The 24918-nt window shown below is 53.2% G+C and carries 24 protein-coding genes; 11 read left to right on the top strand and 13 right to left on the bottom strand.

Annotated features, from left to right (window positions below; translation table 11 throughout):
* Window positions 1–20: 20 nt before the first annotated feature.
* From AB8B75_RS17955 to AB8B75_RS17995, 9 genes are all read right to left on the bottom strand, one after another.
* Window positions 21–830 carry a hypothetical protein gene (locus tag AB8B75_RS17955; protein ID WP_405364186.1) on the bottom strand — a complete coding sequence of 270 codons (810 nt, stop codon included), beginning with the start codon at window positions 828–830 and terminating at the stop codon, window positions 21–23.
* Between the two features lie 107 nt (window positions 831–937).
* Complete coding sequence (locus AB8B75_RS17960) at window positions 938–1276, bottom strand: c-type cytochrome (protein ID WP_405364187.1); 339 nt, start codon at window positions 1274–1276, stop codon at window positions 938–940.
* Between the two features lie 8 nt (window positions 1277–1284).
* Complete coding sequence (locus tag AB8B75_RS17965) at window positions 1285–2940, bottom strand: PQQ-dependent dehydrogenase, methanol/ethanol family (RefSeq protein ID WP_405364188.1); 1656 nt, start codon at window positions 2938–2940, stop codon at window positions 1285–1287.
* Window positions 2941–2982: 42 nt separating this feature from the next.
* A complete protein-coding gene (locus AB8B75_RS17970) occupies window positions 2983–4641 on the bottom strand; it encodes an AMP-binding protein (protein WP_405364189.1) in 1659 nt (552 codons plus the stop codon).
* 44 nt (window positions 4642–4685) lie between these two features.
* Window positions 4686–4967: a hypothetical protein gene (locus AB8B75_RS17975; RefSeq protein WP_405364190.1), complete on the bottom strand. Its 282-nt coding sequence runs from the start codon at window positions 4965–4967 to the stop codon at window positions 4686–4688.
* A gap of 92 nt (window positions 4968–5059) precedes the next feature.
* A complete protein-coding gene (locus AB8B75_RS17980; protein WP_405364191.1) occupies window positions 5060–6697 on the bottom strand; it encodes an acyl-CoA synthetase in 1638 nt (545 codons plus the stop codon).
* Window positions 6698–6711: 14 nt separating this feature from the next.
* Entirely contained in the window at window positions 6712–7854 is a 1143-nt protein-coding gene (locus AB8B75_RS17985; protein WP_405364192.1) for an acyl-CoA dehydrogenase family protein, read from the bottom strand.
* Between the two features lie 4 nt (window positions 7855–7858).
* On the bottom strand, window positions 7859–8995 hold the full coding sequence (locus tag AB8B75_RS17990) for an acetyl-CoA C-acyltransferase (RefSeq protein WP_405364214.1): 1137 nt from the start codon (window positions 8993–8995) through the stop codon (window positions 7859–7861).
* Between the two features lie 20 nt (window positions 8996–9015).
* Window positions 9016–9420 carry a hypothetical protein gene (locus AB8B75_RS17995; RefSeq protein WP_405364193.1) on the bottom strand — a complete coding sequence of 135 codons (405 nt, stop codon included), beginning with the start codon at window positions 9418–9420 and terminating at the stop codon, window positions 9016–9018.
* 68 nt (window positions 9421–9488) lie between these two features.
* Here AB8B75_RS17995 and AB8B75_RS18000 point away from each other — a divergent pair, with 68 nt between their 5' ends.
* On the top strand, window positions 9489–10481 hold the full coding sequence (locus AB8B75_RS18000) for an AraC family transcriptional regulator (protein ID WP_405364194.1): 993 nt from the start codon (window positions 9489–9491) through the stop codon (window positions 10479–10481).
* 135 nt (window positions 10482–10616) lie between these two features.
* Here the strand turns inward: AB8B75_RS18000 and AB8B75_RS18005 are convergent, their stop codons facing one another.
* Window positions 10617–10937, bottom strand: a complete 321-nt coding sequence (locus AB8B75_RS18005) for a c-type cytochrome (RefSeq protein ID WP_405364195.1) — start codon at window positions 10935–10937, stop codon at window positions 10617–10619.
* 56 nt (window positions 10938–10993) lie between these two features.
* Window positions 10994–12232 carry a PQQ-dependent sugar dehydrogenase gene (locus AB8B75_RS18010; RefSeq protein ID WP_405364196.1) on the bottom strand — a complete coding sequence of 413 codons (1239 nt, stop codon included), beginning with the start codon at window positions 12230–12232 and terminating at the stop codon, window positions 10994–10996.
* Window positions 12233–12821: 589 nt separating this feature from the next.
* Between AB8B75_RS18010 and AB8B75_RS18015 the strand changes: the two genes are divergently transcribed.
* From AB8B75_RS18015 to AB8B75_RS18055, 9 genes are all read left to right on the top strand, one after another.
* On the top strand, window positions 12822–13115 hold the full coding sequence (locus AB8B75_RS18015) for a ribbon-helix-helix domain-containing protein (RefSeq protein WP_405364197.1): 294 nt from the start codon (window positions 12822–12824) through the stop codon (window positions 13113–13115).
* A gap of 109 nt (window positions 13116–13224) precedes the next feature.
* Window positions 13225–13620 (top strand): VOC family protein, encoded by a 396-nt coding sequence (locus AB8B75_RS18020; RefSeq protein WP_405364198.1) that lies wholly within the window; start codon window positions 13225–13227, stop codon window positions 13618–13620.
* A gap of 18 nt (window positions 13621–13638) precedes the next feature.
* Entirely contained in the window at window positions 13639–14163 is a 525-nt protein-coding gene (locus AB8B75_RS18025) for a twin-arginine translocation signal domain-containing protein (RefSeq protein ID WP_405364199.1), read from the top strand.
* A 15-nt stretch (window positions 14164–14178) separates the two neighbouring features.
* Complete coding sequence (locus tag AB8B75_RS18030; protein WP_405364200.1) at window positions 14179–15750, top strand: GMC family oxidoreductase; 1572 nt, start codon at window positions 14179–14181, stop codon at window positions 15748–15750.
* 437 nt (window positions 15751–16187) lie between these two features.
* Window positions 16188–17480: an alpha/beta hydrolase gene (locus AB8B75_RS18035; protein WP_405364201.1), complete on the top strand. Its 1293-nt coding sequence runs from the start codon at window positions 16188–16190 to the stop codon at window positions 17478–17480.
* 558 nt (window positions 17481–18038) lie between these two features.
* On the top strand, window positions 18039–18194 hold the full coding sequence (gene pufB, locus AB8B75_RS18040; RefSeq protein WP_405364202.1) for a light-harvesting antenna LH1, beta subunit: 156 nt from the start codon (window positions 18039–18041) through the stop codon (window positions 18192–18194).
* Between the two features lie 12 nt (window positions 18195–18206).
* The gene (locus AB8B75_RS18045) at window positions 18207–18554 is read left to right on the top strand and encodes a light-harvesting protein (protein ID WP_405364203.1); all 348 of its coding nucleotides are present in this window, start codon (window positions 18207–18209) and stop codon (window positions 18552–18554) included.
* Window positions 18555–18660: 106 nt separating this feature from the next.
* On the top strand, window positions 18661–20088 hold the full coding sequence (locus AB8B75_RS18050; RefSeq protein WP_405364204.1) for a PucC family protein: 1428 nt from the start codon (window positions 18661–18663) through the stop codon (window positions 20086–20088).
* Window positions 20085–21179: a PucR family transcriptional regulator gene (locus tag AB8B75_RS18055; protein WP_405364205.1), complete on the top strand. Its 1095-nt coding sequence runs from the start codon at window positions 20085–20087 to the stop codon at window positions 21177–21179. Before AB8B75_RS18050 ends, AB8B75_RS18055 begins: the two co-directional genes overlap by 4 nt.
* Window positions 21180–21567: 388 nt before the next feature.
* On the opposite strand, the gene AB8B75_RS18060 is transcribed toward AB8B75_RS18055, so the two are convergent.
* Window positions 21568–23124: a winged helix-turn-helix domain-containing protein gene (locus tag AB8B75_RS18060; RefSeq protein WP_405364206.1), complete on the bottom strand. Its 1557-nt coding sequence runs from the start codon at window positions 23122–23124 to the stop codon at window positions 21568–21570.
* Window positions 23125–23729: 605 nt separating this feature from the next.
* The gene (locus AB8B75_RS18065) at window positions 23730–24110 is read right to left on the bottom strand and encodes an XRE family transcriptional regulator (protein WP_405364207.1); all 381 of its coding nucleotides are present in this window, start codon (window positions 24108–24110) and stop codon (window positions 23730–23732) included.
* An 82-nt stretch (window positions 24111–24192) separates the two neighbouring features.
* On the opposite strand from AB8B75_RS18065, the gene AB8B75_RS18070 reads away from it, so the two are divergent.
* A partial coding sequence (locus tag AB8B75_RS18070; protein WP_405364208.1) for a recombinase family protein occupies window positions 24193–24918 on the top strand: 726 nt, incomplete at its 3' end.

Here is a 24918-nt window from a genome sequence, read left to right on the forward strand (position 1 = left end):
ACTACATTTCCAACTACTTGCTATTGGTCACCGGCGGATAAAAGGCTTTGCAGAGTAAGGGACCTTTGCGGCCCGGCAAAACCCGGTTTTTTGTAAGTCACGCCTTCATGGCGAGCAAAATCAGCGAATGCGTTTGCCTCGTGCAACTGGTTGATTTGGGAATCAATAGCCGCCGCCAAAACCGAATTTCTTTCGAGCAGTGCGATACCGATATCCATGCCAATAGGATGACGCCAGTTGGCAAGCTCGAGAGTGCTGATTTGGTTGTGTTTTTTGTGGCTGTCATATGCGGCTACGTCGACGATTGCCACGTCGGCTATGCCGGTTTCGAGGTTCCACAGAAACCGGGGACCGGGGTTAAAGGTTTGCGCGACGGCTGCGATGTCGGGGGCATTGACCAGCAGGATAGCTCCAGACATTGTATTTTGCTGGTACGCCACTTTGCGCCCCATCAGGCTGTTCAGCCCTTTTGGCTCCTGTGTGTCTGTGGTGTACACCAGTCCAATTTCGGCCCTCATGTATGGTTGCGTTACGGTAATCGGTTCCAGCTGGACGTGGGGCAGGTGAGCGGCAACGGAACGCTGCGTCTCGGCGTCGATGGTTTCGGGCATGCCTAGCCATCGGGGCAACGGACCTGTTTCGGCAATTGATGCGCCAATGGCTGGCACATATAGCGGGTGAGAGGGGGCCATGTCGCACAGCCCATAAGCGAGCAGAGCATATATCTCCTGAACCGGGTCGTTTTCTTCGCCCAATTCGTTTTCAAACCAGACGGTTTTCAATGGTAGATTCAATCCCTCTGCGATCGCTTCGCTGACCTTGAAGTCCATCCCGGTACCACCATCCGAACGCAAACCGGAAATGGCACCGGCATTGCGTGCAAGGCAAGCAGTCAGATGACCAGGATTGACGAGGCTCTCAGGATCAATCGTTTGGCTCAGTTTTTTTTTGAGCCTTCGGGAAAAGGTTCTGAGCCGCCACGCGTGGCGACATAAACCCAAAGGGCGTCCATTTCTTCGGGGTAAATAACATCACCCCAAGCGGGCATTGCCCCCCGGCCAGACTGAACGCTGCTATAGAAGCGCTCTTTTTCATCCACAGGGAAGCGTCGCAGGTCGTAGGATGAGGTCCCGGGGTTCACCATATCCTTGCCATGGCATTTGGAACAAAAGAACTCGTATGCCTCCAGGCCCGCTTCAAATTGCGGATGGGGGTCCTCGCCAAAAGCCGGCCCTAAAGAAAGGGCCAGCGCAAAAAGGGAGATCAAGGTGCGCATACTTTTCCTCACTGCGGCAGTGCGAAGGTCCAGACAGACCCACCTGCAGGTGTATCGGCAAGACGCTCATCACCTGAAAAGAGAGGATAGACACCGCCGGACCCATTGAGGATCGAGACATACTGCATACCGTTCATTTCCCAGGTTACGGGCTGTCCAATGATGCCGGACCCTGTGTTGAAGGACCACAGTGGAGCACCACTTTCCGCGTCAAAGGCTTCGAACTCGCCAGTTTGCGCGCCCGTGAACACAACACCGCCACCTGTTGAAAGCACACCGGCAGTGCGCGGGATATCGCTGGGCGCTGTCCATTTGGCCTTACCCGTCATTGGATCAATGGCGCGCAGATCACCACGCGGACCATCCGGCCATTCCCAGGTGAACTCCGCCCCGAAATAGAAGACACCTGCGCGATACTTTGGTTCAACCGCCTTATAGTTCATACCCACGTTGAAAGTATTCACGAACACTGTGTTCAGGTCTGGATGGTAAGACACCGGAGACCAGTTTTTACCCCCAAAAGCAGAAGGCCAAAATTGCGTGGGTTCGCCCGAGATGGCTTTTTGATAAACATCAGTATGAACAGGACGACCGGTTGCAAGATCGATCTTTTCAGCCCAGTTCAATTTGTCCACAAAAGGGTTGGCCGCGATCAGTTCACCATTGGTGCGATCGATCACGTAGTAAAACCCGTTTCGGTTGGCCTGCATCATGACTTTGCGACCATCCAATTCAGCCAAGACCAATTCATTGGTGCCGTCATGATCGAATGGATCATTGGGCGAGAATTGATAGTGCCACTGGATTTCGCCATTTTTCGGGTTCATGGCGACCACTGAAGAGGTGTAAAGGTTGTCACCGGGACGCAATTGCGCATTCCATGATGCGGCGTTGCCGACACCCCAGTAAACCAGATTGAGGTCCGGATCATAAGATCCGGTAAGCCAAGCGGGGCCACCGCCGCGTTCCCAGGCATCACCTTCTGGCCAGGTTTCGCTGCCCGGCTGTCCTGGTTCCGGGATGGTATAGGTACGCCAAAGCCGCTCGCCGGTTTTCGGATCATAGCCTTCGATATAGCCGCGGATTCCATACTCACCGCCCGAGATGCCGACTATCAAAACACCGTCCGCCACTAAGGGTGTAACGGTAAAAGAGTAACCCTGTTTGTAATCAATGGATTTCGTGCGCCACAATTCTTTACCAGTGGCAGCATCAATGGCAATGATATGGGCATCCAGCGTGGTGCGAAACAATACTCCATCCAGCATCGCAACACCTCGATTAACAATGCCGCAGCACGCGACGCGCGGTGCTTCTGCCGGATAATCAACGGATGATTTCCATAATTGTTTTCCCGTGGCTGCATCCAGGGCAAATGTTGAGGAATGCGTTGTCGCGTACATGACGCCATCCTTGATCAGGGGAAAACTTTCCTGACCGCGTGTGTCACCAAGGCTGTATGCCCAAACTGGGGTTAAGTCCGACACATTTTCAGTGGTGATCTGATCCAGTGCGCTAAACCGTTTCTGATCATATCCCATTCCGTAAACAAGCACATCGCCTGGCGTGGATGCATCTGCGGCAAGGTCGTCTTCGGATTGCGCGGATGCAAACGTCGCCATACCGATCGCCGTGACAACGGCGGCTGTGAATAGTGACTTCATTGTCTTTCCTCCCTGAAAGATATTCCGTTCGGTCTTTGTATGCTATGCGGCCGTCGTTTTTTGCCTCAATTCTTCCTCTGTTTGTTGCCGCATAATAAACTTTTGTGGCTTGCCGGTGACCGTCATTGGCAAGCTGGCCTTCATCATGATGTGTTTGGGTATTTTGTAGTGAGCAATTTGTTCGACACAGTATGCTTTCACTGCCTCCGGCATCAATTCGGGTTCTGACGGCACAATCCACGCGCAGACAACCTCGCCTAGCGTTTCATCCGGGATGCCAAAAACCTGTACCTGTGCGATGCCGGGATGGGTAAAGAGGAAATCCTCAATTTCGCGAGGATAAACGTTCTCTCCACCTCGAATGATCATATCTTTGACGCGACCTGTGATATCGCAATATCCCCCGGCGTCGATGATCGCCAGATCGCCAGTGTTCATCCAGCCGTCTCGAATTGCCTCCGCTGTTCGCTCGGCGTCGCCCCAATAGCCTTGCATGACAGAATAGCCGCGGGTCAACAATTCGCCTTGCTGACCTATAGGCAAGGTCGCGCCATCTGCACCGACAACCTTGCATTCCACATGAGGGTGAATGCGACCTACTGTACTGACGCGCTTGTCCAGAGGATCGTCCACATCCGATTGGAACGAGACTGGCGATGTTTCGGTCATTCCATATGCGATGGTGACTTCGGTCATGTTCATCTTGGCCTGCACTTTTTTCATGACTTCAATAGGGCATGACGCACCGGCCATGATGCCGGTGCGCAGATGGCTCAGATCGAAGGTTTCAAAATCAGGCAGCCCAAACTCAGCTACAAACATTGTGGGAACACCATACAGTGCCGTACAGCATTCATCAGCCACGGCATGCAAGGTCTCAGATGGGTCGAAACCTTCGCCGGGCACAATCATGGTGGCGCCTTTGGTGATACAGCCCAATGTTCCCATGACCATGCCAAAGCAATGATAAAATGGGACAGGTATGCACAAGCGGTCGTTCTCGGAGAAACGCATGGTTGCCGTGACATTTGCCGCGTTGTTGAGAATGTTGCGATGCGTCAGGCAAGCACCTTTCGGACTGCCAGTGGTACCTGACGTGAACTGAATGTTGATTGGGTCGTTGTTTGACAGCTTTGCTGTCAGAGCATCCAGCTGGGATTTATTGATTGCTTTGCCGTCAGTCATAACCTCGGCAAATGCAATCATGCCCTCCGGTGCGTCGTCGCCAATTACTAAGATGTAGCTAAGGGCTGCCAAGTCAGGTGCGCAGTCTTGCAGCATCTTGACGTATTTTGACGATTTGAAAGACCGCGCCGTGACCAGTGCCTTGCACCCGGACAGAGTAAGCGCATGTGTCAACTCATGCTTTCGATAGGCTGGATTGATGCAGACCAAGATTGCACCGATGCGCGCCGTGGCAAATTGGGTCAAGAGCCATTCACTGCGGTTGGGTGACCAGATGCCGACGCGGTCGCCAGCGGTAACACCAAGCCGCAACAGGCCACCCGCCAGGCGATCCACCTCAGTTGCAAAAGTAGAATAGGTCCAGCGTATTCCTTCGGCTAAAAACACTGCGGCTTCGCGGTCAGGGAAACGAGATGCGGTGTCCGCCAACATCTGGGGGATCGTAGCTTCGATTAATGGTTGATCGGTACAGCCACACACATGTGACAAGCCAGATTGTGGCAAACGATGTTCCATCTTTTTTCCCCCTTTGTTGATGCCATAACTTTCGGGTGCAACTGTCATTTCGTTACATTCAGACCGTGTGCGTGACGCGGATCACCCGCACTTGCCAGCGATCCGCCACCCATTTCCGTGCCAAGCTCTTCGTTTTCGGTTACGATCGTCGCACGCTCCATCGGAAAATCCCCGATACCAAGTTTCGCAAAACACCGGAGCTCTGTGAGAGTTTTTAGCGCACATTTGAGCATGATCAGATGGACTGGTAATCGAGCCGGATCGACCATATCGGGCCAGTTGCCGGAAGGGACCACCTGGCTTTTTGTCGAAATTTTTGAACCCATGGTATCTCTCTAATCGCCATCTTTGGCATTGTAGTACCCGCAACAGCCTCACAAACATGCTCTCAATTCTTGACACTCAAAAAAACGCGTGTTCATCCCTTTTGTGCCTGCCTGAGTTCTACGCGCCTGATTTTGCCTGAGATGGTCTTCGGCAGAGCGTCAACAAATTCGATCTCGCGCGGGTACTTATAGGGCGCAGTCACCCTCTTGCAGAAATCCTGAATTTCGTGAGCCAGCGCGTCGTTGCCTTCAACACCTTCGGCCAGAATGATATAGGCTTTGACCAATTGCCCGCGCGTCTCGTCAGGCACGCCGACCACCGCGCTTTCCATAACGCAGTCATGTTCGAGTAGCGCGCTTTCCACCTCAAAGGGGCTAATCCGATACCCGGCAGAAGAAATCAGGTCATCGGACCGTCCGACGAACCACAGGTATCCATCAGCATCGCGCGACGCGGTGTCGCCCGTATAGTACCAGCCGTTGCGGAAAGCCTCTTTTACCAACGTTCCGTCTCGCAGATAACCGTGGAACAGTCCGGCAGGCCATGGGTCCGAAATCCTAATTGCGATATGACCAATCTCGTTGTCAGGCAGCACATTTCCGTTGTCATCCACAATATCGATATCATAGCCCGGCACCGGTTTGCCCATGGATCCGTTGCGTGTCTCAATGTCGGGGAAGTTTCCAACAATGTTGATTGTTTCTGTCTGACCATAGCCGTCTGCAATCGTGGTGCCTGTGTGGGTTTTCCAATAGCGGATAACTTCCGGGTTCAGCGGTTCACCGGCGCCGAGACACCTGCGCAGAGTCGACAGATCATAGCGCGCCAGGTCTTGCTGCGCGAACAGACGATAGACCGTGGGTGGGGCACAGAATGTGGTCACACCAATCTCGCCAATGGCCTGCAAATGGGCTTCGACATCCATACCCGGCGCATCATAAAGTACCGTTGTGCATCCCATCAGCATTTGCGGGAAAAGCATTCCCCAGGCGGCTTTGGCCCATCCGGTATCCGTCAGTGTCCAATGCACATCGCTTTCGCGCAGATCCATCCAAAAGAGCGCAGTCGCTGCATGGGCAAGCGCATAGCCAAAGTCGCGCGGCACCATCTTTGGCAGGGCCGTGGTGCCGGAGGTGAAATAGATCATCATCGTATCTGAAGACGCCAAAGGAGCCATGGAATCGCGGGTTAGAAACCCATCCTCAACCACACAGAGCGCTTCAAACGAAAGCCAATCGCGCGCGGCTTCTCCCACAACGATCAGATGTTTCAGCGTGGGGCATTCGCTACGGATTGCGTCGACCTTTTCCACATGTAGGGGCGAGACAATCACCGCCTTGGCGCCTGCCTGATTGATCCGGTAGGCGATATCTTTCGCGGTGAGCAGGTTTGTACCAGGCATTGATATCACGCCCGCTTTCATGCAACCGAACAACACCTTGTGCCATGCCGGTTGGCGTCCGATCAGCACACATGCCGCATCGCCTTGCTTGAGTCCCAGCCGCAACAGTGCTTGCGCAAATTTCGCTGAATCCGCAGCTAGTTCGCTGTACGAAATCGGGGTTTTGGTCCCGGCGACCACATCGATTGCCAGCAAGGCGTTTTTGTCGGCTTCACGTCCGCGCGCATCCAGAATGTCGTAGGCAAAGTTGAAATGCTCCGGAATTTCAATCCGGTAGTTTTGCCTCGCGACCTCATAATTGCGGTCAATGTGGTCAAATGTGATCATGTTGATCTTTCCCGCTAACCAGCGTCCCGCATGAGGTCGCGAGCAATGACCAATTTCTGAATTTCGCTTGTGCCCTCATAGATCTGGCAGATCCTTACATCGCGGTAGATACGCTCGACGGGATAGTCTTTCAGATAGCCGTAGCCACCCATGATCTGGATCGCGCTTGAACAGACCCGTTCGGCCATTTCCGATGCGAAAAGCTTTGCCATCGAAGCTTCTTTCAAGCAGGGCAAGCCTTCATCCTTGCAGTTGGCGGCCAAGCGGACCAACTGGCGCGCGGCTTCAACTTCGGTCGCCATCTCGGCCAGTTTGAACGAAACGCCTTGTTGGTTCGCGATAGGCCCACCAAAGGCGTGCCGTTGCGCGGCATAATCGCGGGCCAGTTCCAGCGACTTACGCGCCATTCCGACTGCTTGCGACGCAATTCCAATGCGTCCGCCTTCTAGATTGGCGAGCGCGATTTTGTACCCTTCGCCTTCTTCGCCCAACAGGTTTTCAGCGGGTACCATCATATCAGTGAAACTCAACTGACAGGTGTCCGACGCATTGATGCCCAACTTTTCTTCGACGCGTACCACCTCGTAGCCGGGTGTATCGGTTTCAACGATGAAGGCGCTGATGCCTTTTTTCCCGGCGCCTTTATCCGTTACGGCAAAGACGATGATCAGACCTGCATTCTTGCCGGAGGTAATGAACTGCTTGGCGCCGTTCAGCACGTAGTATTCGCCATCCCGAACTGCGGTCGTTCGCAAGTTTGCTGCATCTGATCCTGCTTGCGGTTCGGTCAGGGCAAAGCCGCCGATCCACTCCCCACTCGCAAGTTTGGGTAGATATGTCTGTTTTTGTGTGTCCGTCCCATACTTCGCGATAGGAACACAGGCGACAGACGAGTGGACCGATAGGATCGTGGAACACGCGCCATCACTGGCGGCAATTTCCTCGATCACGGTTGCGTAGCTCACGTTATCGCTGTCCATACCGCCGTATGCCTCTGGCACCAACATCCCGAGGAAGCCTAGTGCTCCCATTTCGGTCAGCTCTGCACGCGGAAAACGGCTTTCTCGATCTCGGTCTTCGGCCCCGGGCCAAAGCCTCTCCTGAGCGAACTGTCGCGCCATGCCCTGGATGGCTAACTGGATATCATCGAGGCTCATCTTACTACTCCATCAATTCCAACGCCACCGCCGTGGCTTCACCGCCGCCTATGCAGATCGTCGCCAAGCCACGCTTAACGTCGTGGGCGCGCATTGCGTTGAGCAGTGATACCATAATCCGTGCGCCTGATGCACCAATAGGGTGGCCCAAAGCACAGGCACCGCCATGCACATTAGTCGCTTCATGCGGCAATCCAAGTGATCTGATCGCAGCCAGCGCAACCACGGCGAAGGCTTCATTTACTTCAAACAATCCGTAATCGCCAAGAGTGGTACCGGTTCGTTCCAGCAGTTTTTCAACTGCGCCAATGGGGGCGATCGGAAAATTGTCGGGCGTCATGCCGTGGCTCGCATGACCTGTCATCGTGGCAATTGGCTGTAGTCCTTTAGCTTCGGCAACGCTAGCGCGGGTCAATACCATCGCCGCGGCGCCGTCCGAAATGGAGGATGCATTGGCCGCCGTCACGGTACCATCCTTGGCAAAGACTGGGCGCAAACTGGCAATCTTGTCCCGCTTGGCATTGCGGGGCTGTTCATCGCTGTCGATGCGCACCGAGTCGCGCTGTCTCACCACATCGACCGGCGCGATTTCTCTTGCCAATGTCCCGTTGACCTGAGCGGCAAGCGCCCGATCGAGCGAAGCGATGGCATACTCATCTTGAGCCTCTCGCGTGAATTGATAGTCGCTCGCGCAACGCTCCGCAAAGACACCCATCAAGGCTCCTTTTTCATACACGTCTTCCAGACCGTCTAGGAACATGTGATCCTTGACCTCCGCATGGCCCATGCGCAGCCCTTCGCGCACACGCGGCATTAGGTAGGGCGCATTTGACATGCTTTCAGTCCCGCCAATCAAGGCCATATCGATGTTACCAGCCATCAGCCCATCATAAGCCATCATCGCCGCCTTCATCCCAGAGCCGCACATCTTGTTTATGGTCGTGGCGACGGCACTCTCAGGCAACCCGGCGCCGAGAGCGATCTGTCTGGCGGGCGCCTGGCCCTGACCCGCACTCAGGACATTGCCAAAAACGACCTCGTCCACGTTGGCAATGCCTGCTTCTGCCAAGGCCGCCCGGGCGGCCACCACCCCAAGCTCTGCAGCAGTCACACCTGACAACTCGCCTCCGAGCCCGCCCATCGGGGTGCGCTTGGCGCCAGCTATGACAATCGGATCGGACAATGTGATCTCCTAATGGCGTCCATGCAAAGCGCACCGGTCAATCGGATGCGCATGCAGTTCAAGGTGGTGGCTTTGAGAAAATGCATTGGCAACGCGCGGTAGGTCCGCAGATCCCGAACAAGTTGTGGGACGTGGATAAGCGGCTTTAAATGTAATGTGTTCCGGATCCAGAAGCGCCGCCAGGACAGGTGTTTCGAATGCTCGTGGCACATTTCAGGCGCTTTTTGTGCTTTGATTTGATGTGTTGTGCGCGCGGCATCCAAGACAAACGACATGCGCGACGTAACGGCCGAGAAACAATCGTACGCAGAAATGCGCTCGATGCTCGCTTGGCCAAGTTCCGGTGCGGCCCCGACCACAATGAACGCAGATGTTTTGCTCATCCTGTCCTCCCTGACCGTGATCTTAGGGCTTGAAATTATTGCGCGCAGTGTCAGTTTACCTCAGAATAATGACACAAAATGCCACTCCAGTAATTGCACGAGTCTTTGTTGATGAAGTGTTAGAATGCGGACACCGGGCCGAAATCGACATTCCCTGTGTCATGGCAGATCTCCATCTGTCTCACGAAGATCTCGATCACCTTTCGCCAGAACGTTTTGCCGGGCTTTGGCTGGAAATGTCTGCACGGATGGGGGACGAGTTCTTTCATCTTGGGCAGCGCCCTATGGCACCAGGAAGCTTCACACTCATGGGCCATGCAGTGCGGGGTGCACGTACATTCGAGATTGCGTTGCGCAGAGCCCTGCGATTTTTGAAAGTTGTGATAGGCGAACCTTTCGGAACACTTGATGTGAGCGACAACACCTGCATTGTTCGACTGACTGAAAACGAAGGGTCGCGATCTGCATTCGCCTATCGCACGTTCTTTTTGATCCTGCATGGTTTGAATTGCTGGTTAGTCCGAGAGCGCATTCCTATTTTAAGCATTCAGTTTCCTTGCCTCGAACCCTCTGCTGCGAACGATTACGAGGATTTTTTTGGCAAACCCGTTGTATTTGGCGCAGATCAGGCATCTATCTCATTTCAGGCAAAATATCTCAAACGGCCGGTAAATCGCAGCGAAGAAGAGCTGAAGGTATTTTTACGCACCACACCAGAAACTTTTCTGCGAGGTTATCGCCCGGTTCTTAGTGTGAAGCGGCGGGTTCTAGACATTTGTAAGAACAATGGTTTCGCCGCGTGGCCGTCGACGGAAGGTATCGCTGCGCACCTTGGCATGTCAAAGTCGAGCTTGCATCGGCGACTTGGCGAAGAGGGTCAGTCTGTTCGATCCATCAAAGAAGAATTGCGCCGATCCCAAACGGCTTACCTACTCAAGTATTCTGACATGGCGATCAGCGATATTGCGCAATCAGTGGGTTACTCGGAAGCCTCCGCCTTTCACCGTGCGTTTCGGAAATGGTATGCGACTACGCCGAGCCAAATGCGCAAAGAGCGCTAGCTTACGCTTACACTTTCGGTCGTGTCCAAGGGGCAGTTTTTGTACAACTACACCTCCATTTCACAACGACGGCTGCTCCTGCAACTGATTGTTGAAATCTTCGCCCTGCGCATAGTCACGGGCCATATTTGTCACCTATTCTGGCACTGTTACGGTTACATCAAAAGACGCGTACCATGCGGCCAAGTCCTTGATATCATCGTCGCTTAGGTCTTGTACGATGAGAGACATACGACGATCTTCTCGAGCGCCATCCCGAAAATCCTTTAGGCTTTTTTCCAAATAGAAGGCAGATTGCCCCGCTAGATTGGCAACTTCGGGGTCGCTGGCGATCCCCGCTTTCCCATGGCAAACAGAACATTTGCGCGCAAGTTTTCTTCCATTCTCAGCGTCGACTGCCAAAACTGGGTCGGCTAGCAATGCAATCATGGCGAATGCCGCAACAAAAAATCTCATATAGAATGACTCCGGTTGAGGAGGTCGCCTACAGATTTGCAGGCGACCATAGTCGTTTATTCGGAATAGCTAATCCGGTAGACGGCATTCGCAAAATCGTCTGAAACCAGGATAGATCCGTCCTTCATCTGGACCACATCCACCGGGCGGCCATCGTATTCGCCGTTTTCGTCGATCCAACCTTCGGCAAAGGGTTCAGTGGATGCATTGCCCTCGTCGTCAATGAAGGTAACCATGACCCTGGCGCCAACTGGGGTTGTCCTGTTCCATGAGCCATGCTGGGCCGAGAAGATGGCATTCTTGTATTTGGCCGGGAACATGTTTCCGGTATAGAAACTCATCCCAAGGTCTGCAGCATGCGCGATGGTTTCCACAGCGGGATGCACAACTTCAACAGGTACTTCTTGGCCTGCGTATTCATTGGTGCGCACCGTGCCACCGCCGAACCAAGGATGCCCAAAGTGTTGACCCGCTTCGGTTTGGCGGTTGATTTCTCCTGGCGGAATATCGTCGCCCATGCCGTCAACCTGATTGTCGGTCCACCAAAGTTCACCAGTCACTGGATGAAAATCGTGCCCAACCGAGTTGCGCACACCGTATGTGTAGACTTCTCGGTTCTGGCCGTCCCTGTCCATGCGGATGATCCCACCAATCCCGGTTTCGTTATACAAGTCCAGTTTTTCGGCGGGGGCCACATTGAAGGGTTGCCCAAGCGAGATGTACAACTTGTCATCGGGGCCAACTTTTATCACGCGGGCCGTGTGGTTGTAGCTTTCTTCCTCAACCGGGATCAATTCGCCCTGTGGGACAATCGGCACCGCCACAACGTCTGGGCTTTCGTGGAAAAACTCGGCGGCAGGGTAGAGCATTACGCGGTTTCGTTCAGCAATGTAGAGAAAACCGTCTTTGGTGAAGGCCACACCATTTGGGACGTCAAACTCCAACGAGGGTGCAAAGTCTTTGACTTCATCCGCTACCCGGTCGCGATCGCGGTCCATGACCGCCCAGACTTTGGTCTTTTTTGTACCAACAAAAAGCACAGTCCCTTGCGGTGCCATCGCCATGTGGCGTGCATCCGGGACCAAGGCATAGAGGTCGATTTTGAAGCCTTCAGGTAGTGTAATACCTTCCAGAACCCGTCGGATGTTGTCCGCTTGTGGCCCGGTTTGGTCCACAAAGGTGTGTTCTTTAGTTCCTGTGACTTTGAATGCGCCCAGCTTTTCCAGGTTCGTTTGTGCATATGCCGATCCGGCAATTAAAGCCAAAGCCGCCGATGCGGAAAGCAGATATTTCATTGTAGTTCCTCCCATATTAAGTGACCGCGCGACTTTTGCCGCGCGACCTTGGTTTAAGACCTCCGAGCGATTAACTCAAAAGGTCGTCTTGTTGATGTGTCCAGCAAAGTGGTCTGCGAGACGAATATCCAGTAAGACATTCGTAGTGGTTGGTCGGACGGTCGGTGCAATGGAGAGATGTCACGCACCCAAGATGTCAGCCTCCGCGATCCGGTGATTTCGCCCATACAAATGGATTGGTTCAAAACTAGAGTCGCTTCTCTGAAAGTTGGCCCCAAGTTAAAGGAGCGATAGAAAGCAGACGTGCCAATCCAAGTTTCTGTCTAAATCGCATGATAATTTGCGAATTGATTGATTTACGGAACACCCCGCAGTTCCAATTTTCAACTGGCATTAAAAAAGTAAGCGCGACTGCATCACTATTTTCTGCTAGTTCAAGGCCTCGATCAAAGTTCAATACCCAGTCTTTGTGATCCCCATCCAGCGTAAGTTTCTGAAATCATTACGATCGAGTTTACGGCGTGGATTCAAAAGATGTGCATGGTGTGGAAATCTGATGTAAATTGGGCCATGAATTGGGAGGATAAACATGTGTGAGATATTTGCGGGCCAGGATCCCGAACGGTATGCGGGCAGTACTCGGCGGATACGTATCAACGGCCAGAGTACAAGCATCAGGCTTGAAAATGCGTTTTGGCAGGTGATTGATCAGATCGCCGAAAGTGACGGTTCAAGCACACCCATCTTTATTTCCAAACTGCACTCCGAGGTGCTGGAAATACGCGGGGAACCAGTGAATTTCACCTCTTTGTTGCGTTGTGCCTGTCTGAAGTTCATTGAAATTTCCGCGCAGGATGCACGATCAAAAATCGCCGCAGAATGAAAAAACAGCGTTCTACGCGCCAAATTTGGCGAACGTAGTAAGAGGCTACTACCCGCACCCCAAAGCTTCGCCCTTAGCTTGATCTTGTCACAAAGTGAAGGAGGAGGCTTTGGCTAAAGCAATTCATTCCATGATCCGTGTTTTGGATGAAGCTCGATCCGTTTCGTTTTACGAGACGGCATTCGGGCTTAAAGTCGCGGACCGTCTGGATTTCGAAGCTTTTACACTCGTCTATCTAAGCAACGAGGAAAGCAGCTTCGAACTGGAACTGACCATCAATAAAGACCAGACCGAAGCCTATGAACTCGGCAACGGGTACGGGCATCTGGCAGTTTCTGTGGACAATCTTGACGCTGAGCATGCGCGATTTGAGGTGGAAGGACTTTCTCCTCGCAAGCTTGTGGAATTTGCGCCGGATGGAAAGCTGGTTGGGCGCTTTTTCTTTGTCGCCGACCCGGATGGTTACGAGATTGAGGTGCTCGAACGCTCTGGTCGTTTTCAATAAAATCCAAGGGAGGAAAAAATGGAGAAGACAATTAGTCTGCAACGGCTAACGCGACGCCAATTGCTGTCGGGTGCAACCGCAGCAGGGACGTCTTTCGTGATTGGTGCAGGTTTCATCGCGGCGCCAAATGCGGCATGGGCGATGGAGACTGTCGCCCTGAAACCGGAAACTTTTGCCACTCTCGTGCAGATGGCGCGAGACATCTATCCACATGACAAGGTTGGTGACGAATACTATGTCGCCGCCGTCAAGGGATATGACACTGCCGATGCGGCAGAGGGCATCGAAGCGGGGATAGCTGCCGTGAATGCAGCGGCACAAGGAAAGGGCTTTAACGGCTATCTCGACGCGGGATGGGAGCGTGATCGTGTCGATATCTTGCGCGGAATGGAAGACAGCGCGTTCTTCCAGCAAATCCGCGGCGGTCTGGTCACCGGGCTTTACAACCAAAAGGCGGTTTGGCCGATCTTCGGGTACGAAGGCGCGTCTTATGAGTTCGGCGGCTACATCGAACGCGGCTTTAACGACATCAACTGGCTTTAAAGGGGGGATGGCACCATGACGGCACCATTTGATCTCACCGACGACAGCGTTGTTGTCATAATTGGAACTGGCGCGGGCGGAGGCGTATTGGCCAACGAATTGGCGCAAAAAGGCGTGAGCGTTGTTGCATTGGAAGCAGGCGGGCGACATCTGCCGGAGGATTTCGTCAATGACGAATGGGGTAGTTTTGGCCAGTTGGCCTGGCTTGATCCACGCACGACATCCGGTGATTGGCGTGTTGCAAAAGATTTCTCGGGCCTGCCTGCATGGATTGTAAAATCCGTCGGTGGTACGACACAACACTGGGCCGGGGCGAGCCTGCGGTTCCAAGAACACGAATGGAAGGCGGCAACGAACTACGGTAATGTGCAGGGTGCATCGCTTCTCGACTGGCCAATTGATGCTGCCGAGATGGATCCCTGGTACACGAAAGCCGAAGACAAGCTTGGCGTGACCCGCACCGGGGATCGTCCTGGATTGCCCGGTAACAACAATTATCTTGTTTTTGAAAAGGGCGCCAAGGCGCTTGGCTACGAGCAAGTCCACACTGGGCGCATGGCGATCAACTCGGATGAAAATCGCGACAGACAGATGTGCCAGCAAACCGGGTTTTGCTTCCAAGGCTGCAAGTGGGGTGCAAAGTGGTCAGCGGGCTATGTTGATATTCCCCAAGGCGAAGCGACCGGAAACCTTGAAGTCCGTTCTCAAGCGCATGTTGCGCGTATTCTGCATGATGACGCGGGGAAGGTCACAGGCGTCGAATACTTCGACAAGGATGGCAATCTGCAAATGCAGAAGGCGCGCGTGGTATGTGTTGCCGGCAATTCCTTTGAAAGCCCACGCCTTTTGATGAATTCTGCATCGTCGATGTTCCCTGATGGTCTGGCCAACAGCTCCGGTCAAGTGGGCCGCAACTATATGCGTCACATGACAGGGTCGGTTTACGCAGTCTTTGACCAACCGGTTAAGATGTGGCGTGGTACCACAATGGCAGGGATTATTCAGGACGAATCCCGTCATGACCCAAGTCGCGGGTTTGTGGGCGGGTATGAACTTGAAACGCTCGCCCTTGGGCTGCCTTTCATGGCTGCTTTCCTCGATCCGGGTGCATGGGGCCGCGAGTTCACATCGGCGCTGGATTCCTATGAAAACATGGCCGGTATGTGGATAGTGGGCGAAGATATGCCTCAGGAAACTAACCGGGTCACCTTGAACCATGAGGTCAAGGATCAGTATGGTCTACCTGTGGCCAATGTTCATTTCGATGACCACCCTAATGACATTGCCATGCGCAACCACGCCTATCAGCAGGGAACTGCAGTTTATGATGCTGTGGGGGCAACGCGGGTCTTTCCAACACCTCCATACCCTTCGACCCATAACCTGGGCACCAATCGTATGTCCGAAAACGCGCGTGATGGAGTTGTGAACAAATGGGGGCAAACCCATGACATCGCCAACCTGTTCATATCGGATGGGTCACAATTCACAACGGGCGCTGCAGAAAACCCGACGCTTACGATCGTGGCGCTTGCGATACGACAAGCTGACCGTCTTGCTCAAGAACTGAGTGCGGGCAATCTGTAAAATTGGTTTTCAGCGCCCGTTTCACGCGGGCGCTGATATCATTTACATTGCGCAACTTTTAGCTTGAAGTTGAGTGTTCTGCTGTGGTGCGACCAAACTTATGCACATGTGAGCAAGCCATTTTAGTGTTCTTGCGCTGGGCGCTTCAGGAAGCGAAGGAAATTGCGAAAAGCGAACCGTATCCACCGCGAGTGGAGAAACACTCCAAAAACATTTTTGGCCGATAAGTACTAATAATAGTCTGCCATTTGTTCCTCAGGCTGGTCGCGTCGCAATACTCCGTCTGTGATTGTAAAACACGACAACATCGAATGGCCCTGCGGGATTTCGGGCTAGCGACCAATAGTCCCTGAATCAGGCGATCCTTTGGTTTACAGGCAATCATACACATTTTCACAAATTGGATTGCCGATACGCCACCAACCATTTGTCCCGAATTGCCAGTCTATTTTTTTCAGCACTTTTTTGGGTGCGATGACTTTGTTTCTGTCCAAGCTGTTCGGTCTTTTTCGTCGCAGTTGCTGCAACATGGTTATTCACTATTACTCTTTTGTAAGAGTCGCATTGCGCTGGACGATTTACATGCGATTTGTCGAAGGAAGCCAATTGCTCATCTAGTTTTTCTTAGGAATGTGATATTGCTGAAACTGTTCTTGATTGTGGTCGTGTTTGTCGCCGGATGCTCCGTTCCTCCAGAACTGGTTGGAATAGACAACCCGGACATTCCGGCTGCTAAAGTCGAGAACGCCAAGCTAAAGAAAATATTCTTGGCTACGACTCGCCAGGCAACGGAAGCTGTTGGTGCCTTTTATTCCGATCAGCGCGCGCCGGAGCTCGGGTTGGCGTCGGTGCAAGTTTCGATTCCGCCCTCGCATGTTGTTGGGGAGTTGGAACGACCCAAAAGGCTCCCCCCTGATCCAAGAACCGAGTTCGCGATCATTGAGCCGACGGTCTACGCAACAGATGACGCCTTTGTTGCTTCTATTGACGAAGCATTGGCGGCGTTGCCGAAAGGAGACAGAAGTATTCTCTTTTTCGTCCACGGCTACAATAACACGACCAGCGATGCACTTCTTCGTCTTGCGCAGTTCGCTGAAGACAGCGGGTTTCGCGGGGTTCCAGTGCTGTTTGATTGGGCTTCTGCTGCAAGCGTTTCACGCTACGTGTATGATTTGAATAGCGCTCTTATCGCACGTCCAAAAATCCCTGAAATCAGCTCGATACTTGCACGCACCAAAGCGGAACAATACGATATCTTTGCGCACTCAATGGGTGCTTTTCTGACGATGGAAGCGATCAAGGATTCGGTTCTGGCCGGTCAATTCGATGAAGCTGATCGGTTGAAGTCGATCATACTGGCTTCCCCGGACATCGACATTGATCTGTTCCGCGCTCAGCTGGAACAGATTGACGGCAGGGTTGAACGTATCGCCGTTCTGTTTTCTGAAGACGACAGTGCCTTACGAATTTCTCGCCGCATCGCAGGTGGTGTCCCGCGAGTTGGTGCGTCTGATATCGATGCCCTTGCTGATCTGGGAGTAGTGGCGATTGACTTGTCAGAGGTCGACAACTCCAGTTCCGGAAGTCATTCGAAGTTTGCAGGTTCTCCGGAAATTGTTCAGCTAATTGGCAGCGGACTTAATCAAAACAAGCGTTTTGACCGCTTTCAAAACAAGACGCAATTGGAGAACCTAATTGCCGGGTTGCCCATAAAAGTCGCTTTTGATTGAAAATCCTGTCGCCGGGTTTTCGGCACCTCTTGTGCAGTTAGTCCGACAGCGCCGAGGTTGAATCGACACCATTTTTCAATGCAGTGACTGGGATTAGACGCCGATGACACGCTCGGGCGGCTTTTGCGGATCACCAATGCCACGCGCGATTTTCAACTTCAAAACGCTCAACTCTGCTCGCGTTGTTCCGCGGCTGTGGTTCGAATGGACTAGGTTCTCATAGGAGAACGCAAAATGCGCTTTTTGGCGCGACGGGCCTAAGGATCAGCAGGTGTTGCTTGCCGTCCACCGCTCGCGCCATGGTTTACTGTCACCCAATTATGCTCGCGGCGCAGTGTAGTCTTTCTTCTTTTTTAACATCGCCAATCGCAACAGGGGAGTGGCTATAACCTAAGTGTAAGGTAAAATTGACAGTTGTCTGTGTACATAAATTCTGACAGTATAAAGGAATCGACCGTATTGTTCCGCGGTGCGGTTGTGGATCTAAGAATAAAGGTGTGGCTCGTCTCCGCGTGACCGCCCTTCTGGTCCTAACACCAACCATGGAGGAAACTGGACATGTCCGATGATCCAGAAAAGGTTTGGCCGACTGGTCTTACCTTAAAAGAAGCAGAGGAAGTTCATAGCTACCTCATCGACGGCACGCGTGTGTTCGGTCTCATCGCGCTGCTGGCACACATTCTTGTGGCGTTTACAACGCCTTGGCTAGGCTAAGGAGGTGACGTTATGAACAATGCAAAAATGTGGCTTGTGGTATCCCCATCAGTGGGTGTGCCAATCTTCTTAGGAGCAGTTGCCGTTGGATCGTTCGCGGTCCACGTCGCGGTCCTGAGCAACACGTCTTGGGTTTCCGACTTTTTGTCTGGAAAAGAGCTCGGTTCTGGCGAAGAGATGGCTGCCAGCCAAATCACACCGAACGCTGAAACTTCAAAGGCGGCCTATGTTATTGATCAAGGTAACGATGGGCGAGAGCTCACTGTTTACTTTGCTGATGGAACTACGGCAAAGGCGGTTCTTAAAAACGAAGCAATATTGGCGTCTGCAGCGCCGCCACCCAAGATCGCGACCGATTGAGCGATCCTCTGCCCTGGGCGGTTTCGCCCGTGGGCAATCCTCCGGACAACTCTAGACCGCCCTTCTCTTTTGGGCGGTCTTCCGGACCGAAAAATCGAGATGAGGCATGCCAAACTATCGCGACTTTGCGCTGCGCAAGCTGGCTTCGGTAGCACCCCGCTACTTACCCTTCGCGGATGTTGCGACCGACGAAGTGCCTTTGTCGCGGCTCCTCCGATTGTCCCTTTTTCAAGTCACAGTCGGGATGGCCCTTGTCCTGCTCATGGGCACGTTGAACCGTGTCATGATCGTAGAACTTAATGTTTCTGCCGCACTTGTCGCCGGAATGCTGGCTTTACCTCTCTTGTTTGCGCCGTTTCGCGCCCTGATCGGTTTCAAATCCGATACCTACCGATCCGCGCTGGGTTGGCGCCGCGTTCCTTACATTTGGAAAGGGACGATGTACCAGTTTGGCGGCTTCGCAATCATGCCGTTCGCACTGTTGACCTTATCGGGATATGGCGAGGCAGTTGATGCGCCGCGTTGGATCGGTTTGTCGTCGGCAGCGCTTGCATTCCTGATGGTGGGTGCGGGACTGCACATCGTGCAGACGGTTGGCCTCGCGCTTGCCACAGATCTTGTCAACGAAGAAGATCAGCCGAAGGTTGTCGGTCTAATGTATGTCATGCTGCTTCTCGGCATGTTTTTTAGCGCGATGATCTACGGGGCACTGCTGTCAAACTACACACCAGGCCGCCTCATTCAGGTGATTCAAGGTTCTGCGGTTGTAACTGTGGCACTGAATTTGCTGGCGCTATGGAAGCAAGAAGCGCGCGACCGAAACGTAGCGCGACAAATGGAAATGGCGCCCCGGTCTCGGTTCAAAGATGCATGGGGGCGGCTTATGGCACAGCCAGGGGCAGTGCGCCTGTTGGTTCTGATCGGCCTTGGCACCTTCGGTTTCGGCATGGCAGATGTTTTGCTTGAGCCCTATGGCGGTCAAGTGCTCGGCCTATCTGTCGGGCAGACGACAAAGCTCACAGCACTGTTGGCCTGTGGTACCTTGGTCGGGTTTGGCATCGCGTCCCGTAATCTGTCGCAGGGAGGCATTCCTTTGCGTCTCGCGGCCTTTGGTGCGTTGATTGGTCTTCCCGGGTTCGCAGCAATCATCTTGTCATCCGAAGTGGTGGAAGTGTCGCTTTTCCTGGCCGGGACATTTGCCACTGGTCTGGGTGCAGGACTTTTTGGACACGCAACGCTTACTGCGACCATACGAAATGCTCCTTCCGATCAAATCGGATTGTCGCTGGGTATGTGGGGTGCTGTTCAGGCAACCTGTGCGGGCTTGGGCATAGCGCTCGCGGGGATTGTGCGTGACATACTGGTCGTAACTCCAACATTTGCGGGACTTCGGGTCAGCACGCCCTACAATATTGTTTTTCTAATCGAGATGGCATTTCTGGCATCGGCCATAATCATCGTCATCCCAATCCTGCTGCGCAGCGCTCGGTCAGGCGACGCACGCACGCAACCCAAACCGGTGGAGGCTCCATGACACAAATCATAACGCGCTACTTCGAAAGTGCCGATCAGGCCAAAAGCGTCTACCGGGAGCTTGTTACCATTCGTCGGTTTTCGCCGCGCATCCTTTCGCTTTATTCGGCAAAGGACGGGCTGGCATACCAGTTGGCAAAATCCCAAATCGATCCCGAAACGGCAAAGCACTACGAGGGTCTCGTTGCCAAAACTGGTTCGGTGTTGCTGGTCCGCGCCGGATATAAACCGCTGTCAGTGGCGCAAACCTTTCGCGACGTTACCGCCGAAATGGGGGCCGCTGATCTTGGTGATCTGGTGGAAGAAGTTCGCGTTTCGGACAAGAAGGCACGGGGTCTCAGCGTTTTGCAGGACCATCCTCACATATTGGCGCGACCTATCGACAGCACCAATGTCAACACTCATATGGCGGACTGGCCGATCCCTCTGATCAACCGCCGCAAGCCGTTTCGGGGGAGTGTAATTGAACCGCATGGGCGCATGGCAAGCTGGCCCATCGCCCTTTTGCTGCCAGGGAACAAGCGCTATGGACGCTTTCCCTTCGATTTTCTCATACCCGGCCACAAGTTCATGGCGAAGTTTCCCTTCGACCACCTCGTGCCTGGCCACAAGTTCATGGCGAAGTTTCCCTTCGGTCATATCGTTCCTGGCCACAAGTTCATGGCGAATTTCCCCTTCGGTCATATCGTGCCCGGGCACAAATTCATGGCCAAGTTTCCGTTCGGACATTTGGTGCCTGGCCATCGACACATGGCCAACTGGCCATTCCCGCATCTCATCGATGGAAAGACCGGGACGAATGCGCTGATGCCGGGCGGGCCTCGCATGGCGAATTTCCCGATTTCCCTGCTCAGTGGCCGGAAACCCTTTGATCAATCGATCTTTGGACGGCACGCTCGGATGGCGAATTTCCCGCTGCCTCTGATTAGTCGTCGCGTTCCGTTTTCGGAGTCGGCTTTCCCACGTCATGCGCGTATGGCGGACGTCATTCTACCATTGATCTTGCGGGACTCGAGTACTGCGTCTCCATCGGCCGGATCAGGATTTTCGTTATCCAAGTTTCTGAACTTTCCGACGATCCTCCGACGCTAGCAAGCGCATTATCTAAAAAGGCGCAGCGTCGTGAACCGCGTTTTCTTGACGCGCGGATGTCCAAGTTGGAACAACCTATGTTGCAAGAAACGGCAGTGCCTGTGTGTCGTATGCGCTACTGTGTGCTCTTTGGATACAACGTGCGCGGACGATTCCTGCGTAGAAAATTCTTCGGTTTGACTTTTCCCGTTCCGGCGAAGAATTCTGTGTGGCGAGACTTGATGATTTGTCCAACCCTGTTTGTGGACCACTTTCGAGCAATTTTTTGGTGATACATTTGGACCTTTTCTTGCCGCAAGGATCTGTTTGATTGTGGTTTGTAGGTCGCGATTGCTCTTGCATGCCTGGAATTTTAGAGCTTGATCTGTCGTGCCTGGGGCGGAACCACTTACTTTGGCAAGGAAATTCCATTGTTACGCGCAGCGTTGTTTAGTGCGGACTTCTCAAGTAGCTCATGAGGCGCCGCTTCGACGGTAAGGGGCTCGATTCCGCTCAAGAAATGCCGCGCGGTTTCAGGATTAGGCATCATGTTGGTCGCATATGAGGTAGGCGAGAACTTTGGAAATCGACGAAGTAGCTCGGCATATGCGCTGCGTGCAGCATCAAAATGTTCCAGCACAAATAGTGACATCGCGCTGAAAAGCAGGCTTGGTAAGGTTGTGGGTGCTGCCTTGGCAGCGACGATGCTGCGGGTGAAATCGCCTGTGAAATAAGCAGCTCGGCATTCCACCATTCGGTACCATTCCGGAGGCGTCGGACTGAGGCGCAGCGCTTCGTCAATCAACGCGACGGCTTCTTCGAAGCGTGCCAGATGCAGGATGAACGCAATGGAACAGTAGCTTAGCGTGTCTGGTTGCCTGCTACCCAGATCAGCGGCTCTGAGAAGCGTGTCCTGCACTACTGATGGATTGGGATGTTCCCAATAAAGGTCTGCCGACCATGCCAGGATATGAGGATCTCTCGGGTTCAGCGCGAGGCTCTTGCGACGTGCGAATTCAGCCTCGCGAAAGGCCGTATCGGGATCGAGGTCAGGATCAAAAAAGAAATTTACCAGCCCACGCAGGATCGTGGCGCGCATATGCCACCCGCGCGCAAACGTGGGATCTAGGGCGATTGCGCGATCAGCATGTTCCAGTCCTTGCCTCCAATCTTCCAGCGTCACCTCGTGTTCGCATTTCACCGACATCAGATACTCTTCGTAAGCCGAAAAACTGCCGGCCGGTTTGCGTTCGACCGACGTGAGAACGGCGTCATGCACGATGCCTCGGAACCGACCGATTTCCGCACTGATGCGCGTGGCAATTTCGGCTGTGACCGTTGGCAAATCACTCAAGGGACGATTAAATCTGTCGGTGCAGACAATTCTCTCATCCGCTCCTTTCACTACTTGGACTAACACGCTTACATGCTCGTCACCTAAGGTGATCGCTGTCACAACGCGAAAATCGGCTTGTATCGTGACATCAGGTTCACTTGGCTGTCGCGTCCGTCCGAGGACAGTGAGGTCGGAGTAACGCGCCAGCTCAAGCCTGATTTCCTGCTGAAGCGGTCGAGCCAGATCGCGCCAACACCCTTCGCCGCCGAAGATCTCAGGCGGTTCCACCGACACGCGCGGCAACTGAACAGGTTCAGCGGGCATTCCTGCCGAACCGATGGATACGCCTCCTAGAAAGCGAACCCCTTTGCCTCGGATGGTTTCGATATAACGCGGGCTTTTGGCGTCATCGCCGAGTGCATGTCTGATGTCGAAGATGTATTCTCGAACCAGATCCGGAGTCACCGAAATGTCGCGCCACACATGTGCCAGTATGTCATCTCGCGCGACAACTTCACCTCGACGGGAAACAAGATACTCCAGTACGGCTGCGGCCTTTTTGGTCAACGCGACGCAGTCCCCTTCTGACCGCAATCGGCACTCATGTGGATTGAATTCCCAATTTTTCATCTGGCGCGCACGCTTACTCTGTTTGTATCGAGGATTAACGAATTCCAATAATCAATTTGTTTGCGAGCGATCCTAACCCAGTGGAGAGATCCTTTCTACAGCCGAAATCGATGAGGGAAGATTCCGTAAATGCGCAAGTTTGAACACTGAGGTTAGAGAAGATGTATTGCTATGTCAGAGTTGCTTCGGTTCAGACCAAACTGGCGCGCTATAACTTGAAGGGACTCTTTCTTTCGCCGCCGAGATTCGCAGACCCGGACCATTCTAAAGGACGTCGCTACAGCGGTATCCCGTTCAATGGCCCCAGCGGTGTGCTTGCGTATGCATTTTCTCCCAAAAAAGTGGCAGGTATTTACTTGACGATACATTGTTGATGCCAAGTTTGAAAAATTGCGCTTTCAGTCTTCGCGGCAAGGGTCAGCAAGTGGTTCTCAACCCACCCATGACCACAAAGAACAAATCGTGGAGCGACACATAGTATTCGTTAACAGGATATCGGCGCGACGATTTCAAATAGGTATTATGGAGGCTGACGCAGCATCTTTGCCATTTGCGACGCGTAAGATTTCCATGCAGCGCAACAATCCAGAACTCTAGATCGGCTGTTATTCTGTCATTTGGTCGCCTTCGATGCTGCAGATCGCATCCAAATTCTCAAGAACCTTTGCCAGCTCTCTTTTAACGTTCGCGAGGCGTTCAGTCGTCATTGCTTCTTTGCGCCCAGCCAGTTCCAAAACAACGGCCAGCACGGTATCTGAATGTCTCATCAGTTCGATCAGGTACTCTGCGCTCGGTCCGTATGAACCAGAAATCCAATTCTTCGTTGTTCGCTCACTAGCTCCGGTCCACCGCATGGTGGCCTTTGCTGCCTGCCCCGCGCCGCAAAGCTCTTGAGACAACGCAGTGCTAATGGCTTGTCGGTATTCCGACGCAGAAACACGTCCTACATTTTCTCGATGAAACGAACTGCCCTTCTTATGCAACATGTTTCCATCCCTCTCTCGTTAAGAATGAAGAAGGATTCGCAAAGACTTCGCACAGTTTTGCGAATTTGAGAGACGGAGGGCCGTGTCATTGAGTTGGCCAGATAACGACCTTAGAAAAAACAACGCTCGCAACGCAGCGCAATATGTTCGTATGTCGACGGAGCATCAGCGGTACTCGACTGAAAATCAGGCGGAAGCGATCCAGCAATATGCCGATGAACGCGGCTACCAGATCATTCGAACCTATTCCGATGCCGGAAAGAGCGGTCTACGTATTCAAGGCCGGGCTGGTCTCACCCAACTGATTGAAGATATTGAAGTTGGGCAAACGGGATTCAAGACCGTGCTGGTCTACGACGTCAGTCGCTGGGGTCGATTCCAGGATGCTGATGAAAGCGCCTATTATGAGTATATCTGCAAGCGGGCGGGCATTTCGGTCGTATATTGTGCTGAGCAGTTTGAAAATGATGGCAGTCCGGTTTCCACCATCGTCAAGGGTATCAAACGGGCGATGGCTGGCGAATACAGTCGCGAGCTGTCTCAAAAGGTCTTCGCCGGGCAATGCCGCCTTATTGAATTGGGCTATCGGCAAGGTGGCGTGCCGGGTTTCGGTCTGAGACGGATGCTGATTGACGAGGAAGGCAACAGAAAAGGTATTTTATCGCGCGGCGAGCAGAAGAGTATCCAAACGGATCGCGTACTGCTTGTCCCCGGACCTGACCACGAGATCGCTGTTGTGAACCAGATTTTCCGTTGTTTCGTTCGTGATGGTCAATCTGAGGCCGAGATCGCTGCCAATCTGAACGCA

The sequence above is a fragment of the Roseobacter sp. genome (genome assembly GCF_045106495.1).
In the GTDB taxonomy this organism is placed as follows: Bacteria; Pseudomonadota; Alphaproteobacteria; order Rhodobacterales; family Rhodobacteraceae; genus Roseobacter.